General features: G+C 36.2%; 14 protein-coding genes, 1 other RNA gene and 1 pseudogene. 12 read left to right on the top strand and 4 right to left on the bottom strand.

Annotated features, from left to right (window positions below):
* The first annotated feature begins 58 nt into the window (after positions 1 to 58).
* Genes MKY04_RS17315 through MKY04_RS17295 form a run of 5 tightly spaced genes read left to right on the top strand, consistent with a single transcriptional unit; the run spans position 59 to position 4,666 of the window.
* Positions 59 to 1,084, top strand: a complete 1,026-nt coding sequence (locus MKY04_RS17315; RefSeq protein WP_346234832.1) for a DctP family TRAP transporter solute-binding subunit — start codon at positions 59 to 61, stop codon at positions 1,082 to 1,084.
* 12 nt (positions 1,085 to 1,096) lie between these two features.
* Positions 1,097 to 1,591: a TRAP transporter small permease gene (locus tag MKY04_RS17310; protein ID WP_126296206.1), complete on the top strand. Its 495-nt coding sequence runs from the start codon at positions 1,097 to 1,099 to the stop codon at positions 1,589 to 1,591.
* Positions 1,588 to 2,913 (top strand): TRAP transporter large permease, encoded by a 1,326-nt coding sequence (locus MKY04_RS17305; RefSeq protein WP_126296205.1) that lies wholly within the window; start codon positions 1,588 to 1,590, stop codon positions 2,911 to 2,913. The genes MKY04_RS17310 and MKY04_RS17305 overlap by 4 nt, the downstream gene beginning before the upstream one ends.
* A gap of 17 nt (positions 2,914 to 2,930) precedes the next feature.
* Positions 2,931 to 3,680, top strand: a complete 750-nt coding sequence (locus MKY04_RS17300) for an SDR family NAD(P)-dependent oxidoreductase (RefSeq protein WP_126296204.1) — start codon at positions 2,931 to 2,933, stop codon at positions 3,678 to 3,680.
* 53 nt (positions 3,681 to 3,733) lie between these two features.
* On the top strand, positions 3,734 to 4,666 hold the full coding sequence (locus MKY04_RS17295; protein ID WP_126296203.1) for a DMT family transporter: 933 nt from the start codon (positions 3,734 to 3,736) through the stop codon (positions 4,664 to 4,666).
* A 64-nt stretch (positions 4,667 to 4,730) separates the two neighbouring features.
* Here MKY04_RS17295 and MKY04_RS17290 read toward each other — a convergent pair.
* Positions 4,731 to 5,920 (bottom strand): annotated as a pseudogene (locus tag MKY04_RS17290) (ISL3 family transposase).
* Between the two features lie 173 nt (positions 5,921 to 6,093).
* Positions 6,094 to 7,065: a bile acid:sodium symporter family protein gene (locus MKY04_RS17285; protein WP_126294771.1), complete on the bottom strand. Its 972-nt coding sequence runs from the start codon at positions 7,063 to 7,065 to the stop codon at positions 6,094 to 6,096.
* Between the two features lie 351 nt (positions 7,066 to 7,416).
* Here MKY04_RS17285 and secG point away from each other — a divergent pair, with 351 nt between their 5' ends.
* The 5 genes from secG (at position 7,417) to ssrA (ending at position 12,197) form a co-directional block, all read left to right on the top strand.
* Positions 7,417 to 7,644: a preprotein translocase subunit SecG gene (gene secG, locus MKY04_RS17280; RefSeq protein ID WP_126294770.1), complete on the top strand. Its 228-nt coding sequence runs from the start codon at positions 7,417 to 7,419 to the stop codon at positions 7,642 to 7,644.
* A 104-nt stretch (positions 7,645 to 7,748) separates the two neighbouring features.
* Positions 7,749 to 8,495, top strand: a complete 747-nt coding sequence (locus MKY04_RS17275; protein WP_126294769.1) for an alpha/beta hydrolase — start codon at positions 7,749 to 7,751, stop codon at positions 8,493 to 8,495.
* A gap of 131 nt (positions 8,496 to 8,626) precedes the next feature.
* Positions 8,627 to 11,023 carry a ribonuclease R gene (gene rnr, locus MKY04_RS17270; RefSeq protein WP_126294768.1) on the top strand — a complete coding sequence of 799 codons (2,397 nt, stop codon included), beginning with the start codon at positions 8,627 to 8,629 and terminating at the stop codon, positions 11,021 to 11,023.
* Positions 11,024 to 11,198: 175 nt separating this feature from the next.
* The gene (smpB, locus tag MKY04_RS17265) at positions 11,199 to 11,666 is read left to right on the top strand and encodes an SsrA-binding protein SmpB (protein ID WP_126294767.1); all 468 of its coding nucleotides are present in this window, start codon (positions 11,199 to 11,201) and stop codon (positions 11,664 to 11,666) included.
* 176 nt (positions 11,667 to 11,842) lie between these two features.
* Positions 11,843 to 12,197: a transfer-messenger RNA gene (ssrA, locus tag MKY04_RS17260) on the top strand.
* Between the two features lie 148 nt (positions 12,198 to 12,345).
* Here ssrA and MKY04_RS17255 read toward each other — a convergent pair.
* Both MKY04_RS17255 and MKY04_RS17250 read right to left on the bottom strand, forming a co-directional pair.
* Positions 12,346 to 13,500, bottom strand: a complete 1,155-nt coding sequence (locus MKY04_RS17255) for a site-specific integrase (RefSeq protein ID WP_346234831.1) — start codon at positions 13,498 to 13,500, stop codon at positions 12,346 to 12,348.
* Between the two features lie 208 nt (positions 13,501 to 13,708).
* On the bottom strand, positions 13,709 to 13,975 hold the full coding sequence (locus MKY04_RS17250; RefSeq protein ID WP_346234830.1) for a helix-turn-helix domain-containing protein: 267 nt from the start codon (positions 13,973 to 13,975) through the stop codon (positions 13,709 to 13,711).
* 1,139 nt (positions 13,976 to 15,114) lie between these two features.
* Here MKY04_RS17250 and MKY04_RS17245 point away from each other — a divergent pair.
* Both MKY04_RS17245 and MKY04_RS17240 read left to right on the top strand, forming a co-directional pair.
* Complete coding sequence (locus MKY04_RS17245; protein WP_346234829.1) at positions 15,115 to 16,113, top strand: hypothetical protein; 999 nt, start codon at positions 15,115 to 15,117, stop codon at positions 16,111 to 16,113.
* Between the two features lie 339 nt (positions 16,114 to 16,452).
* Complete coding sequence (locus tag MKY04_RS17240; protein WP_346234828.1) at positions 16,453 to 17,019, top strand: restriction endonuclease subunit S; 567 nt, start codon at positions 16,453 to 16,455, stop codon at positions 17,017 to 17,019.
* Position 17,020: the final 1 nt, after the last annotated feature.

Below are 17,020 nucleotides of genomic sequence, written 5' to 3'. Positions count from 1 at the left end.
GATTAAGAGATTGTATTGTAAAAAAAGAAATAGAGAAATTGTCTAGGGGGAATTTAAAATGAATTTTAAAGTAAGAAGAAAGTGGCTATTAGGGCCATTATTAGCGGTATCAGCAATGCTGGCAGCCTGTGGGGGCGGGGAAGATTCAGCAGAAAATGCAGCAGATAAAGAATATAACTTGAAAATGTCAATTACAGTTGCTGACACTACGACGTGGTATGCTGGTGCTCAAAAACTAGCAGAAGATATTGAAAAAGAAACGGATGGTCGTATTACAATTGATGTATTTGCAAACGAACAATTATCTGGTGGAGATTCAGGTAAGGCAGTCGAAGGGTTATCAAAAGGTTCGATTGACCTAACATTAAACTCTACAATTATTTATTCAATCTTAGATGAACGATTTGGAGTAGCATCAGCTCCGTTCTTATTTAATTCATACGAAGAAGTTGATAAGGCTTTCGAAGGTGAAGCAGGAGAACAAATTAAAAGTTTATTAGCTGAAAAAAATGTACATGCCTTAGGTTTTGGTGAAAATGGCTTCCGTCAAATTACGAATAATGAAGGGCCGATTGAATCAGTTGATGACTTAAGCGGAATGAAAGTACGTATTCCTGGAATTACGATGTATACGGATTTGTTCCGTGAGTATGGAGCAGATCCAGCGACAATGACTTGGTCAGAAGTATTTACTGCGCTTCAACAAGGAACAATTGACGCACAGGAAAATCCAATCGATGTAATTCACTCATCGAAAATCGATGAAGTACAGGATTACTTAACATTGTGGAACTATTCATATGACCCGCTTGTGTTAGGAATTAACAAGGAACTTTATGATTCAATGAGTGACGAAGATAAAGCATTATTTGATCGTCTAGGAAAAGAAGCTGCTGATTACCAAAAACAATTAGCGCGTGAAAAAGAAGCGCAGCAATTATCAGAGCTTGAGGAAAAAGGCATGAAAGTAAATAAATTAACTGAGGAACAAGTACAAGCGTTTAAAGATGCTTCTCAGCCAATTTATGATAAGTATAAGGACATTTGGGGCGAGGATTTATTAAAGGCATTTCAAGGCAATTAAGGAGCTTAGCGCATGAAGATATTGAATTACTTTGAAGAGATTGTCCTATGTGTCGCTTTTATAGTGATTACAGTTTTGACATTTCTAAATGTCGTCTCGAGAAATTTAATGGGTTTGTCGATTTCTTTTACTGAGGAAATTACAATAAATGTTCTAGTTTTAATCACTTTCTTAGGAGCATCAATGGGTGTGCGGCGCTATGCACACCTTGGCTTTACTCTTATTTTCGATAAAGCTGGAAAAGGATTAAAGCAAGGAATTGTTATTTTTAGTGGATTAGTCAGTTTCATTTTGTTTGGCGTTTTAACATGGTATGGAATAGATATGCTTCTATTCCAAATGGATATGAATCAAAAAACACCCGCTTTAGGGCTGCCGCAATGGATTTTGTCGCTCGCATTACCAATTGGAACACTGTGTTGTATCATTCGAACAATTCAAGTTGTTGTTGAGGAGCTAAAAGACGGTGTTGTTAGCGGAGATGTGAAGGGAGAGAGACAATCATGACAGCACTGATTTTATTTGGTGTGTTTATCCTTCTCATATTTGCTCGTGTACCGATTGCCATTTCACTTGGGGCTGCGTCCATGGTCGTTCTTTTTATTGATAACGGTTTGGACAGCTTTGAAGTGTTGACTGATATTATGTATACAAGCGTAGCAAAATTTACTCTGCTAGCTATTCCTTTTTTCATTTTAGCTGGTGTTATTATGGATCATATTGGAATTTCAAAGCGTTTAATACATTTTGCTGAAGCGCTTGTTGGGCATAGGAAAAGCGGGATGGCTCTTGTAACAGTAATTGTAGCAATATTTTTTGCAGCAATTTCAGGGTCAGGCCCCGCAACAGTAGCGGCTATCGGAGGAATTTTAATCCCTTCAATGATAAAAAATGGCTACCGAAAAGAAACAGCTGGTGGTTTAGTAGCCAGCTCAGGTGCGATAGGCATTATCATCCCTCCATCTGTGGCATTTATTATCTTTGCTTTAGTTGCCGGAGATCAAATGCCTATCACAATTAATCGTTTATTTATGGCAGGGATAATCCCAGGCATTTTAGTAGGAATAGCCTTGCTGCTAGCCGCTATGTATGTACGCTATCGTGATACAAAAAAGGGGATATTCAATTCAGAAGGTAGGGAGCCTGCCCGTAAATATACTATAGAAGAAAAATTTCAGGCATTTGTTGGTGCACTACCCGGGTTGTTGATTCCTGTTATTATTCTTGGCGGTATTTATGGAGGTATTTTCACGCCGACAGAATCAGCAGTTGTTGCAGTAGTTTACAGTATAATTGTAGGCTTCTTTATTAACCGTAAAGGATACGGAAAAATCTTATATAAAATTTCAATTGAAGCTGCAGTGCAAACAGCGGTTGTTATGTTAATCGTTTCTACAGCATCAGTATTTGCCTATATTGTTACAACAGAACAAATTGCATCAACTATTTCTGATGCGGTAATGGCATTAACAGACAATAAATATATTATCCTATTACTAATAAATATTATTTTATTAATTGCTGGTGCATTTATTGATGCCATTTCAGCATATTATATTTTCGTACCTATTTTATTGCCGATTATGATTTCACTTGGGGTAGATCCTACTGTATTTGGTGTATTTATGACAATCAACCTGGCGATAGGATTATTTACTCCTCCTGTCGGTTTAAACCTTTATGTTGCAGCAGGATATGCTAAAACAAATATCATTGAGATTTCCAAAGGGGTTTTGCCATTTATTGTGGCATCAATTATCGTACTATTTTTAGTAACATACATTCCACAAATTTCAACTTTCTTGCCGGACCTACTAGGAGTTGAATAATAAAGGGGTTAATTATAATGAGCATTAAAGGGGATATTGCAATTGTAACTGGCGCTGCATCAGGGATAGGGCAGGCCATTGCAGTACAATTGTCTAAACAGGGAGTACATGTCGTATTAGTTGATATTAATTCATGTGAAGATACAATTAGTAAAATGGCTACAGATGTAAGTTATATTGAAAGTTTAGGGGATATTCGTGATGAGAATTTTGTAAATGCCACAGTCAATCAAACAATCGAACGGTTCGGCAAAATACATATTCTAGTAAACAATGCTGGAACATGTTGTCGTAAAAGTTTAGAAGATTTGACGATTGACGATTGGAATCGTGATTTAGATACGAACTTAAAGGCTGCATTTTATTTCACAAAAGCATGCGTTTATCCGCACATGAAAGAAGCGAAATATGGTCGTATTATTAATATTAGCTCAATTTCGGGAATGAACGGTGGTGTAACATCGGGTCAAGACGGTCAAGGACGTTCAGGTGCAGCTTATGCAGCATCAAAGGGCGGCATCATTGCATTTACAAAATGGGTTGCAAAGGAACTTGGCCCAGATGGTATTACATGTAATTCAGTAGCACCCGGCGCTACTGCTACAGGGATTACAGCAGGTGTACCTTACGATCTCTCCTTACAGCCAGTTCAACGCATTGGTGTACCAGATGATATTGCCCACGCTGTATTGCATTTTGCTTCCAGAGAAGCGAGCTATACAACAGCGCAGGTTTTAAAGGTAGACGGCGGCTTATCTATCGGGTAGTAAATGGGGATTGTCCATGGTGGGCAATCCTTTTTTAATAGGAGGTTTTTTGAATGTTAAAGGTATATGCAATTATGGTTTTAACGATGCTCTTCTGGGGATTAAATGTGTCTCTCTTAAAGCTGCTTATTAATGAGATTCCACCGTTAGTGATGCAAGGCACTCGGATATTCCTAGCTGGAATTACATTATTTATTATTTTATTAATCTGGAAAAAGCAAATTATTTATAAAGAGATGCCTTGGAAGCTTTTATTATTAGCAAGTTTTTTAGGTGTTATTGCCCATCATTCTTTATTAGCAACTGGAATGGTGGAGACGACTGCAATTAAAACGTCTCTTATTTTAGGCTTAGCACCGTTAATAACAGCCATTATTGCAGTATTAACACGTTCTACATCATTAACGGTTATAAGCTTCTGTGGGTTCGTAATCGGGTTTATAGGAATCGTTGTTGCTGTAGTTGATAATGTGTCTGAAGTCGTTTCTGTCGTTGCAGGGGACTTTCTTGTTCTAGCTTCCATTATTGCACAGGCGGTAAGTTTTTTTGTTATTCGACGGATCACATTAACGATTCCGCCTCTCGTAGTTACCGCATACTTGCTAACAATCGGATCGCTTATTTTAATGGTCTTTAGCTTTATAATAAGTCCAAAATCTTATGCAGTATTTATGCAATTAGATATTACGATATGGGGAGTATTTATTTTCTCAGCAGTATTTGCAACTGCGGTAGGACATAGCCTGTATAATTCGATGATTAAGAAAATTGGTACGGCTGAAACAGCAATCTTTACAAACTTAAGTACAATATTTGCCTTAATCGGTGCAACGATTATCATAGGGGAAGAAATGCACTTATCTCAAGTGATTGGTTGCTTATTAATTGTTATAGGAGTATTAATTGGTACCGGCGGAGTAGAAGAGTGGATACGAAAAAGAAAGCAGCAAGACAATAAGGAAGAATGCACAAGTAGTATCACATAATTTTCAAAGAAAAAAGGGTTCTATGTCAAATGTTGGGGTGAAGTGATATTACACGGCACCCCGATTATCCTAAATGAACCCCAATTTTCTTATATAAATTATTTAATAAAATTTTCGCTTTAAAGTGTTCATAGCTTCTAAAACCATAAGCATTGCGCTTCAAAACTTTTGATTTATTATTAATTCCTTCTAAAAAACCATTTGAATATCCAAAACTTAAACTATTTAAAATTTCAACTTGCCAATTTTTTAGCGTTTGAATAGCCTTTAAAAATGCCGGAATATTTGCTTCTTCTACCTTTCGGTAAAAGGCTTCTAATCTTTTTTTTATTTCTATCAAATCATTTGAAGTTTTTGCCCAATCAAACCATTCGCAGTAAGCTTCTTTTAATTCATAGGCTTGCTTTAGTTCCTTCGACATTCCTATGTAACGATTTAAGTACCAACGATTCGTTTCTGTTAACTTATCAAATCGTTTATATAGTACGTGACGCATTTTCTTACATTTCTTTCGATCATATGCATGCCATTCTTTTTGAACATTTCGACGTACTTCATCTAGTGCCCAGTAAATATAACGACAATAATGAAAGCGATCCGCAATAATAATCGGGCGATTTAACGCCTTCCTAACTGCTGCTTTAAAGCTTGGATTCATGTCCATAACCACAATTTCTACATCTGCACCGTATTTTTTCTACGATTTGGTAAAATATCAATTGGTTCATGTGTTTCCGCATTGGCAATAATTAATTGATAAGTTCCCGCATCGGTATCTGCTTTATATTCATCAATCGCGATACATTTTGGTAAATGAACCCCTTCATTTAATTGTTCCTTTACTACTTCTTTAAAGCGACGAATCACTGTTGAGCTTGATGTACCAAGTACTTCAGCTGCTTCTTTAAATGTTTTTGCCTTTATTGAACGGATTCGTACAACTTGATTCCATTCTTTCGAGAAACGTTGATATTTATCCACGAAAGGGGATTTTTCTGAAAAACGTTTCCCACATTGGCATACATAACGACGACGTTTATAAAAAAGGACGGTTAATCGTTCAAACCATTTTAAATGATTAATTTTTTGAATTCGATAATCATGGACTTTTGATGTTATATTCTTGCATGCTGGACATTGATGTTCTTTTTTTGGTATGGAAACGTGTAGAACAATACGTTCCCCCATCTCCTCCACCTTATGAACAGTTACACCTTTTAATCCTGGAATATTCATGTTAAAATTCATTTGCACGTATCACCTTTCATTGCTTGTTTCTCGACAATTCAAGTATATAGAAATCGGTGATTACGTGCTTTTTTATTTATGAAATTTTTTCAAACCCCAACAAATATTATAGAGCCGAAAAAAGAATTCGCTTGCTTCTTAGTGAAGTTTAGCGAATTCTTTTTATTTTGTAATTCATCTTAAGAAAGCTCAGCCTCTACAGGAGGTGTTGATTCTTTTACCGCTCGATTTGCTTTTGCCCCCCAGTAAGTTGCGATAATTGGACCTGAAATATTGTGCCAGAAGCTAAAAATCGCACTAGGTACAGCCGAAACTGGATCAAAGTGAGCCATTGCCAAGTTTGCACCTAACCCAGAGTTTTGCATACCAACTTCAATCGATACTGCTTTTTGATCATCATATTTAAGCTTAAATAATTTCGCTACTAGGAAACCAAGTAAGTAACCTAATCCGTTATGTAGTATAACAATGGCGAAAATAGTAGCACCAGTCTCCAAAATTCGGTCACGGCTGCCGCTAACAACAGCTGCTACAATTAAAACGATCGCAACTACTGAAACTGTTGGAAGAATATCAATACTTTTAGCTACAAGTGGTTTAAATACAAGTTGTACAACAACACCTAATACGATTGGAATTAATACTACCTGTACAACAGACATAAACATTGCCATGAATGATACTGGCAGCCATTCGCTAGCTAATAAGTAAATTAATGCTGGTGTCATAATTGGTGCTAATAATGTTGTAATAGATGTAATTGTAACAGATAATGCCGTATTTCCTTTTGCTAAAAATGTCATAACATTTGATGATGTACCACCTGGACAACAACCTACTAGTATTACTCCGACAGCAATTTCTGGTGGGAGATTAAATAATTTTGCTAATGCGAATGCAAGTAAAGGCATAATGACAAACTGAGAAACGACTCCAATTGCCACCCCTTTAGGATGCTTCAAAATCAATCTAAAATCATCGAGCTTTAAAGTCATCCCCATACCGAACATAACGATGCCCAGTAAAATAGTGATGTAGCCGCCAATCCATGTGAAGTATTCAGGAATCCAAATTGCAAAACCAGCAGCGACTAAAACCCAAAGCGCAAATGTATTACCGGCAAATTTACCGATTTTCTGTAAAGTGTTCATATTGATGTTACCTCTTTTCTACTGAATGCTGAAAATTCTAAATTAAAAGATTTCAAATAACAACAAAATTCTGAAAACTAAGAATAATTGTGATTAAGTGAGAATTTTATGTAATTAATATAGAAATAGTGGAAATGGAAATATTGATTTTACTTTTAATTAAAAGAAATTTAATAGGAAATAATTTATAAAAAATAGCGTAAAATTGTTGCTTCGTTAGTTAACATATTACGTTACAAATTGATAGGATATGATAATAATTGAATGATTTTAACTTGAATATTGTATCTTCAGACTATTTTTGGTATACTCTTACTTGTTGTGAAGTTTCAATTTCAGGAGGTGGAGTATATGCATACGGTATTGTTAATACTACTGATTATCGTGAGCGTAGCTTTAATTACAATCGTATTATTACAATCAGGTAAGAGCGCGGGATTATCAGGTGCCATCTCAGGTGGAGCTGAGCAACTTTTCGGTAAACAGAAAGCACGAGGAATGGATTTAGTTTTACATAGAATTACAATCGTTCTTGCAGTCCTGTTCTTTATCTTAACTTTAGCTATTGTAAAATTATAATGTGATAAAAATTTAAAGCCTAGCCGAGCATGGTTAGGCTTTTTATTATAAAATAAAAAAGAATGCAGATACTGTATACATAAGAAATAAATGGAGGCTTACTTATGCAAAAGGCAGAACTAAAACCATTTTTCTTTAAAGCAGGGAATCGGGCAGTATTATTACTTCATGGATTTACTGGCAGTTCTTCTGATGTTCGAATGCTCGGTCGATTTCTTGAAAAGAATGGCTACACTTGTCATGCACCACATTACAAAGGGCATGGCGTACCGCCGGAAGAACTAATCGAAACCTCTCCAGAAGAGTGGTGGGAAGATGTTCTGCAAGGATACCAAACATTAAAGGATGCTGGCTATGAAGAAATAGCAGTTGCAGGTCTTTCATTAGGCGGCGTTTTTTCTTTAAAACTAAGTACACTAAAACCATTAAAGGGCATTGTGACGATGTGTTCTCCTATGACGATGAGAACGACAGATAAAATGTTCGAAGGTGTACTAAAATATGCTAAGGACTATAAACGCTTTGAAGGGAAAAAGGATGATGAAATCGAACATGAAGTAGAAGCAATCCGATTAAAAGGAATGCCGTCCTTATCCGAATTGCAGCAATTAGTTGCAGATGTTCGTGGAGAACTTGACATGGTTTATGCCGCTTTATTAGTCGTTCAATCGAAAAATGATGAAATTATTGACCCGAATTCTGCTCATATTATTTATGACGAAGTGGAATCCTTAAAGAAAGAATTAATTTGGTTTGAACATTCTGGGCATGTCATTACGTTAGATAAAGAAAAAGAGCAATTACATGAAGCTGTTTTGAAATTTTTAGAGTCGCTGGATTGGGAAGTTTAAAACTGTAAATGACCAGCACCTCATTCCGATTAAGGGGTGAGTCTTAGGCACAAACAATTGGGCGTTTTCACTGCAGAGCAGCTAAGGGCGTTACAGTTTTCTTATAGTATCGCAAAAAGGAGGGAAATTATATGAGTCAAAATGAAGAATTACAACAGCGCATATTAAATCTGCTGAAACAGGATGATTATAAGCCGCTTAAAGTTGATGAAATAGAAGATGTGTTACAACTAGAGGACGCTGATGAATTTAAAGAATTAGTTAAAACATTGGTGAGAATGGAAGACGCTGGTTTAGTTGTGCGCTCTCGCTCGAATCGCTACGGTTTACCTGAACGTATGAATTTAATGCGAGGTAAATTTATCGGCCATGCAAAAGGCTTTGGATTTGTAACACCAGAAGAAGAGGGAATGGATGATATTTTTATTCCCCCTCATGAAATAAATGGTGCATTAAATGGCGATACCGTGTTAATACGTGTATTAAAGGAGTCATCGGGCGACCGCCGAGAAGGTACTGTTACGAAAGTTATTGAGCGCAGTAAAACGACTTTTGTTGGTACATATCAAGCAAATAGAGGCTTCGGTTTTGTCGTACCTGATGATAAAAAACTAAATATGGATATTTTTGTTGCAAAGGAAGATACATTAGGTGCAGTTGATGGACATAAAGTAGTGGTTGAAATCGTTAATTGGCCGGATGATATCAAGTCTGCAACAGGAATAATTACAAAAATTTTGGGCCATAAAAATGACCCAGGTGTAGATATTTTATCCATTCTTTATAAACACGACATTCCACCAGAGTTTCCACAAGAAGTCGTGGAGGCTGCGGGTGAAGTGCCAGATGAAATTACGGAACAGGATTTAGTTGGCCGCCGTGATTTGCGCAATGAAGTGATTGTGACAATTGATGGCGCCGATGCAAAAGACTTGGACGATGCAGTTACAGTAACAAAAAATGAGGATGGAACATATAAACTAGGTGTTCATATTGCAGATGTCAGCTATTATGTGACAGAAGGCTCAATCATTGATACAGAAGCATATGAGCGAGCAACGAGTGTTTATTTAACTGACCGTGTAATTCCAATGATTCCACATCGGTTGTCAAACGGTATTTGTTCGTTAAATCCGCAAGTCGATCGTTTAACGCTTTCTTGTGAAATGATTATTGACCAAAATGGACAAGTGATTGAACATGAAATTTTCCAAAGTGTCATAAAAACGACGGAACGGATGACGTATTCTGATGTTTATAAAATTTTAGAACATCAGGATGAGGAATTACTGAAACGCTATGAGCCACTTGTTCCGATGTTTAAGGATATGGCGGACTTAGCGGAAATTTTACGTAAAAAACGTATGGATCGCGGTGCCATTGACTTTGACTTTAAAGAGTCGAAAGTGTTAGTTGATGAAGATGGCTGGCCAACAGATATCGTTTTACGCGAGCGTACTGTATCAGAACGCTTAATTGAAGAATTCATGTTAGCTGCCAATGAAACAGTTGCAGAACATTTCCACTGGATGCAAGTACCGTTTATTTACCGTATCCACGAAGATCCAAAGCCAGAAAAGCTACAACGCTTCTTTGAATTTGTAACGAATTTTGGATTAGTTGTAAAAGGTACGGGAAATTCAGTTCATCCCAAAGCGTTGCAGGAAATTATCGCTGCTATTGAAGGAATGCCAGAAGAACCGGTTATCTCGACGATGCTGCTACGTTCCATGCAACAAGCGAAATATTATCCAGAATCGATTGGGCATTTTGGATTGTCTACTGATTTCTATACGCATTTTACATCACCAATTCGACGTTACCCAGACTTAATCGTTCATCGATTAATTCGTACGTATTTAATTGAAGGTGATGTATCGAAGGAAACGACATTTAAATGGGCACAAGCAATGGATGAAATTGCAGATCACACATCTGAACGTGAACGCCGTGCAGTTGATGCGGAACGTGATACAGATGCGCTGAAAAAAGCACAATATATGTCTGATAAAATTGGTGAAGAATTCGAAGGAATCGTATCATCCATTACGAACTTCGGTATTTTCGTTGAACTGGCTAACACGGTTGAAGGACTTGTGCATATTAGCAATATGACAGATGATTATTATCATTTTGATGATCGACAAATGATTATGATTGGTGAACATACAAATCGTCAATTCCGCATTGGAGATGAAGTGAAGGTTCGCGTAGCCAATGTTGTCATTGAAGAATCTTCCGTCGATTTTGAAATTGTCGGTATGGTCAAACAATTTGCTGGCCGCACTCGAAAAGCAGCACCTAAAGTGATTCATGCAGGCAGAAAAGGTGAAGGCGGCTCTGGAAGAGGAGAGCGCCGTGGCAAGAAGGATGAAGGTGGTTCCGCAAGAGGAAATCGCCGTGGAAAAGGCAGCGACGAAAAAGAAAGCTCACGCGGTGGCAATGGCGGCCGCAAAGTAAAACAAAAACAGAAGTTTTACGAGGGTGTCGCTAAAAAATCGAAAAAGAAAAAATCGAAGAAACGATAATATTGTTGGAGGGCTAGCTGTAATTGGCTAGCCCTAAAAACTGTTGGAAAATGATGAGGTTGCTTCTAATTTCGGGTTGAGACTAAGAAATTAGAGGCATCTCCTTGGCAATTGTGCGGTTTAAATGTATTATTTTCTAATAGAGCTTTTGTTGTGAGATTGTGAGGTGTTTGCTTTGGCAAAAGGAACTGGGAAAGTATTAGCCCAAAATAAAAAAGCAGGCCATGATTACTTTATTGAAGAAACATTTGAAGCAGGAATGGTACTGCAAGGAACTGAAATTAAATCAATCCGAGCTGGCAAAGTGCAGCTAAAGGATTCATTCGTTCGTATTCGAAATGGTGAAGCATGGATTTCAAATATGCACATTAGTCCATACGAGCAAGGAAATCGTTTTAATCATGACCCGCTGCGTACTCGTAAATTACTCCTACATAAAAAGCAACTTGGCGAATTAGTCGGTCGTACAAAACAAGATGGCTACACAATTGTGCCACTAAAAATCTATATTAAAGACGGCTATGCAAAACTGTTAATTGGTGTAGGTAAAGGTAAAAAGAATTACGATAAGCGTGATGATTTGAAGAAGAAAGAAGCGAAACGTGAAATGGAACGTGCGTTTAAAGCAAAAAATCAATTTTAGAGATTCGCTAGTTCTACAGGGCTTTGGTTAATAAAGGTACTGTAGGAATAAAGAGATGTGTTGAAGTTTTGCTATAATTATCTTATAATAAGATTACAAATTGCCAGTGCATTAAGGCACAAGCTTATAACGCCTTTTTCCCGTATGTGTGAAAACACATCTCCTTATTATAATAGGGGGACGTTACGGATTCGACAGGGATGGTTCAAGCTTGAGCTGCGCGTCGGAGGTCTCGGCTCCGTCATCAACGGAAGTTATATAATAACTGGCAAACAACAAAATTTAGCTTACGCAGCTTAGTCTCGTAGCGCTCCGCCTCTCTATCGCCCATGTAGAGAACGTGGGGCTCAACTTTAGTGGGATACGGTCGGTGGTGCCGCTTGAGTCACCGGCAAGAGATTTCCAAGCTAGCGTGCAGGACGCCTGTTTGTCGGCATAATGACACGCGAATTGTAAGTAGGCAAACTACACGCGTAGAAGCTTGAGTATTGGAGTTTCTGGACGCGGGTTCGACTCCCGCCGTCTCCATACATAGGATTTCATTGAATTTCATTTGATTTCAATGAATCTCAAAACCCTTGATATTCAAGGGTTTTTTGCTTTTTTAGAGATCCATTTACTTTCATCTAATTTCATTCAATTTCATTATTATATGGTCAATTACATGGTCAATTTAAGGTCACGATTTTAAGAAGTTGGTGAATAAATTAACAGTTTCTTTTTCGGCATGCGCAGTTAAGTGCGTGTATATGTCCATCGTCGTTTTTATATCTGAATGACCGAGGCGTTGTTGGACTTGCTTCATATTTGCGCCTGACTCGATTAAGATTGAAGTATGAGTGTGTCTGAGGCCGTGAGTTGTAAGTGGCGGAAGTTTATATTTTTCGATTACATAATTGAGCCACTTGCGCGTCTTAGTTGGTTGCAAATAATTGTTTTCTTCATTCGGCATCACTAACTGCTTTTTCTTTTTGAAACTGCGACCTAAAGATTTTTTAAGATCAATTTGCCATTCTTTTAATAGATTAATCGTTTCATCATCTAAGCTAATAGTTCTGCTAACACCTGTCTTCGTTGATTTCTCATACATAGTGTTTTCTAATCCGCGTGCAATTGCCTTGTTGATTGTCATTTCCTTTTTCTCGAAATCAATATCCTCCCAAGTGAGAGCTAATAATTCACCTTTACGCATCCCTGTGAAAGCCAAAATATGAATTGCAACGTATGCTTTTCGATTAGTTTCCTCTTTCATAATAGAGAGGAGAGTATTCAGCTCTTCCTTCGTATAGAAATTGCGTTCCACTCTATTCACGCTCTTTTTAGGGGCACGCTTTTTTGGCATCTCTACTAACTTAAATGGATTTGAATGAATCAGATTCCGTATAACGGCGTAATCTAATACCTTTGAAGCATATGCTTTTACAGCACGAGCCTTCACTAATTTTTCATGAAGCTTATTGACGAACTTTTGACAAATATCCACATTTAACTTTTCAATGCGGTAGTCACCGATTTCGGGTAAAATATGATGCTCGAAGTATTTTAAAGTTTTATTGAGCGTGCTCTCTTCGACACTGTTTTTATAAGTTTCAACCCAAGCTTCATATACTTCACGATACGTTTTATAGGAACGCTTTTGATACGTACCCTTACTTACTTCAAGTTTAATTCGAGCTAAAGCAATTTCCGCTTCTTTTTTAGTTTTAAAGTCCCTTATAGTTGTAGATCGTTGCTTTCCAGTTAAAGGATCTCTTCCAAGGTAAGGTTTAATATAATAATATGTTTTCCCATTTTTCTTATAAGGGTAAATAGGGAGATTTGATTTTCTTGGCATAGTTAGTATTCCTCCTATAATTACGGGGACAAATTACAAAGGGAATATAACCAGAGTTACTTAATGAAAGTAACACTTATATTATAAAATTACGGTTTCGAGTTGTCTAAAAAATAGCGTAATTTGCCACCGTAAGTTATTTTTTAGTTTTGAGTAATCGGAATTTTGATTAGCAGATTGCTAATGGAAAGGGTTTTAAAGAGTGGGATTAAAATGAGTGTTCATTAAGGAAGCGATCGATTTCACTTTTCGCAACGCGTTTTACGCCATCGATTTCAGCAACTTTTAGTCCCATAATGCGGAATTTTTTAAATGTGTTGTAGGAAATATTGAGATACTTGCATGCCTGTTCGATAGACATCCATTCTTTAGACTCTTCTTTTTGATTGTTTACAATTTCTTCAAGTAACTCAGCAATCGTATTTAGAATAATTGCCTGTGTGGTGGATTGAATTTCAGGTGTATTTAGTTCCATTACAAATGACCTCCTAATCGTAAAGTGAAATTAAATTATCTTCGTTATGATTAAGGTTATGTCATTGATAGTTCCTCCTTTCGAAATATGTAAATGCTTTAGTAAGCAGGAGGATAATTGGGTATAATAAAAAACAGGCTTATTTAAAAATACATATATACTTAAAATGCGCAGTTAGCCTAAAATGGGTACAGTACACCCGTTATTTGCTAAATAGCACTCTAAGTAAAAACATGTACGTTTAAATAAACCAGTTAAAAAATAAAAAAATCAATACATAAAAACTAAAATCCATATATTAAGTAGCCTATATTCAATTTTAATTGTATTTTATAAAGGAGTTTGTCTACTGTCAAGTCTTTTTACAAAAAAATAAAAGGGAGTCAGACTCATCCAGCTCCTTTAATTGTATATCGAAGCTATTCGAGTTTCGTCACTTTATATTAGCTCTTCTAATTCGTCCTCTTCAAAAGCTTCATCATGCCATGGAGTTGGAACATCTCGTAATGACTTTAGCACAAAGTTTGATAGAGCAGGAAGAGGTTTATGATCTCCACTCTTTAATGTTTAAGTCACCTTTAAGAGTTGCTAATAAGATTTTAACTGAGGAGGAAAAAATGCAGATAATTAATATAATCGAGCGGATTGTTGAATTTGAATGAACGGGTAACTCCGTGTGGCGCGAACTTAGTGAATTGGGAAGTTACGTGAGTGTATTGAAGGGGAGAGCTAATTTTCAGCCGAGAACGTAATTGTTCTCGGTCTTTTTTATTGAGTAGAACAGGGTTCAACATCAAAAGGACTTTTCAAATTTTGTTCTGTATGTATAATGAGTATTGATAAATTTTAAGTACCACTATCCATAATCCGTCCTCTGTTATTCATTTTGTTTTATTAAAACTTCTGTAACTATTATTTCTCACATTTGATAACCTACTTTTTGAAAACCACATAAGTAATCTGTGCCGACAGTTAAGTTTAACTGAACGTCTTTTTCTGCGTCTGCACACCTGCGTTCTTGTGAAGAAGAAATATATTTAAATTGGGAAAAATAATACATCTTAAACCTAATTGTAATGCTATATTTCATAAACCTAATTGTTTAAGTATACATATCTATTAATTAGGAGTGATCACATATGATTCATACTTTTTTAATGAAGTTTTTAATTAGCTTAGAAGATGTAGAGATAGTACAACTTAAACTTGGAGTGAATTACAAAAATATTAACCAACAGTTTCAGTTGATTTATGGAAAGCACTTCAATTACTCTTTAACGCCTCAAATTACGAAAGGTCACGGCAAATGGTATTTATCATTGTTTGTCGATGCAGTAGCCTTATTACAAAAATCTAATATTAACGAAACTGATTACAATGAAATAAAGCTAAATATCATGGAATGCTTAATGCTGTTATTTAATCACGCAACTCATTATGAGGACCATATACTTGCAAGACTCGATTATCGCTATGATGTAACAATCGAAGATAAAAAACTAAGAGAATTGTATTTCCATCTTATAAAGAAGCATGTTGAAAAGTATCGTTCTCAACAGAAATGTACTGGAAAAATTAATTCTTCAGGCGAGTTTGAAGACTTCGTCACGACAATTTATCATTCCTCGCAGTCAGTAGTCACTACCGCTTACGATAAAGAAGCAGAAAGGATTGCAAAAGGATGTAAGGTCGAAGAATATGAAAAGAATGTTGTGCGTTTTGAAGTCCGACTCCAATACAGTCATCTTTATTACAAAGCAAGTCACCGATGTAAAGAACCAATACCAATGCAATTAGAGAACTATTTAAAAGAAAACGTATATTATGAATATCTACGACTCTATCTTTTAAGTATTTACCCCCCAGGCAATTACTACAAGTACTCCGTTGCGGAACAATTAATCCACTATTCTCCCGTAAATGCTTCTGATAAAACTTTCCTAAAAGAATTCCTAAAGAAGACGGCTTATAAAAGTTTATCTACAACTAAACGAACATACTCAAAATATCGCTATAAAAAAGCTTTAAATTTTTTGAAAGGTTTGGGAATTAACCCTATCTTGATCGCCAAAAACTATCCTCAAGCGCCAAAGCAATTTGAAAATCCATTGAACAAGCTGTATGCGAAATATGAATAAATTCTATTTGTAGTTCTATTTGAGTTTGATACGCGAATATAATCGAATCTCTATTAGCGATTATGCTTGCAAACAGTATGATAATTACAATGCTAAATATATTTTGAGTTAAATTATTATCGTGAATGTATTTCAATTTGTATTATATTCGCGATTATAATCGTGGTTCGATTAGAAAATTGCATATATTCAACTACGCTTTTGTTGGGGGATTTCGTTGCCTTTGTAACGAATTTAAAAATATTTCATAAAATAAGTTTACAAACAAATCCATTTTGTTATATGATGCATTTAACTTAAGTGTTAAATGATTCATTTAACGAAATGGAGGTGTGATTTTTGTTATTAGGAGATGTAGCAGATATACGCGCAGGTATGGTAATTACGCGTAAAAAAGCGATGAATTTGAGTGAAGTAAAAGCAATGTATAATATGTTTACACTTAAAAATATTGACTCATTAAATGAGCCGTATGAGCAATTTCAAAGTAATGATGTTCTAAGTCCGCAACATTTCACACAAGTAGGTGATATTTTATTTCGTTTGAATTATCCATACTCGGCTGTTTATATTGATGAAGCAAAGTCAGGGCTATTAATTCCCTCAACGTTCGCGGTAATAAAAGTTCAGTCTAATTACTTTTCACCTGAATATGTAGCATGGTATATGAATACCGCTTTCGTAAAGAAGGAGCTGGAAAAAGGTCAAGCGGGAACGAAAATTCCAAGTACAAATAAAGCAACATTGAGAGCAATACCAATTGAGCCAATTGAACTTGAAAAGCAACGAAATATTGTTAAATTGTACAAGCTTCATTTACAAGAAAAACAGCTATTAACAAGCTTGATAAAAGAAAAAGAAAAGCTATTCCAAGCGCAGACAAATAAAGTGCTTCAGGGAATATAAC

Origin of the sequence: Lysinibacillus telephonicus (assembly GCF_039654155.1) — a bacterium.
Taxonomy (GTDB): Bacteria; Bacillota; Bacilli; order Bacillales_A; family Planococcaceae; genus Ureibacillus; species Ureibacillus telephonicus.
The sequence above is the reverse complement of the archived record's forward strand: the minus strand, read 5'-3'. Positions and strand labels throughout refer to the sequence as shown.

Excerpts from the sequence above, each read along its gene's own strand:
- MKY04_RS17315 (WP_346234832.1), top strand. The coding sequence starts at position 59 with ATGAATTTTAAAGTAAGAAGAAAGTGGCTATTAGGGCCATTATTAGCG.
- MKY04_RS17310 (WP_126296206.1), top strand. The coding sequence starts at position 1,097 with ATGAAGATATTGAATTACTTTGAAGAGATTGTCCTATGTGTCGCTTTT.
- MKY04_RS17305 (WP_126296205.1), top strand. The coding sequence starts at position 1,588 with ATGACAGCACTGATTTTATTTGGTGTGTTTATCCTTCTCATATTTGCT.
- MKY04_RS17300 (WP_126296204.1), top strand. The coding sequence starts at position 2,931 with ATGAGCATTAAAGGGGATATTGCAATTGTAACTGGCGCTGCATCAGGG.
- MKY04_RS17295 (WP_126296203.1), top strand. The coding sequence starts at position 3,734 with ATGTTAAAGGTATATGCAATTATGGTTTTAACGATGCTCTTCTGGGGA.
- MKY04_RS17285 (WP_126294771.1), bottom strand. The coding sequence starts at position 7,065 with ATGAACACTTTACAGAAAATCGGTAAATTTGCCGGTAATACATTTGCG.
- secG (WP_126294770.1), top strand. The coding sequence starts at position 7,417 with ATGCATACGGTATTGTTAATACTACTGATTATCGTGAGCGTAGCTTTA.
- MKY04_RS17275 (WP_126294769.1), top strand. The coding sequence starts at position 7,749 with ATGCAAAAGGCAGAACTAAAACCATTTTTCTTTAAAGCAGGGAATCGG.
- rnr (WP_126294768.1), top strand. The coding sequence starts at position 8,627 with ATGAGTCAAAATGAAGAATTACAACAGCGCATATTAAATCTGCTGAAA.
- MKY04_RS17255 (WP_346234831.1), bottom strand. The coding sequence starts at position 13,500 with ATGCCAAGAAAATCAAATCTCCCTATTTACCCTTATAAGAAAAATGGG.
- MKY04_RS17250 (WP_346234830.1), bottom strand. The coding sequence starts at position 13,975 with ATGGAACTAAATACACCTGAAATTCAATCCACCACACAGGCAATTATT.
- MKY04_RS17245 (WP_346234829.1), top strand. The coding sequence starts at position 15,115 with ATGATTCATACTTTTTTAATGAAGTTTTTAATTAGCTTAGAAGATGTA.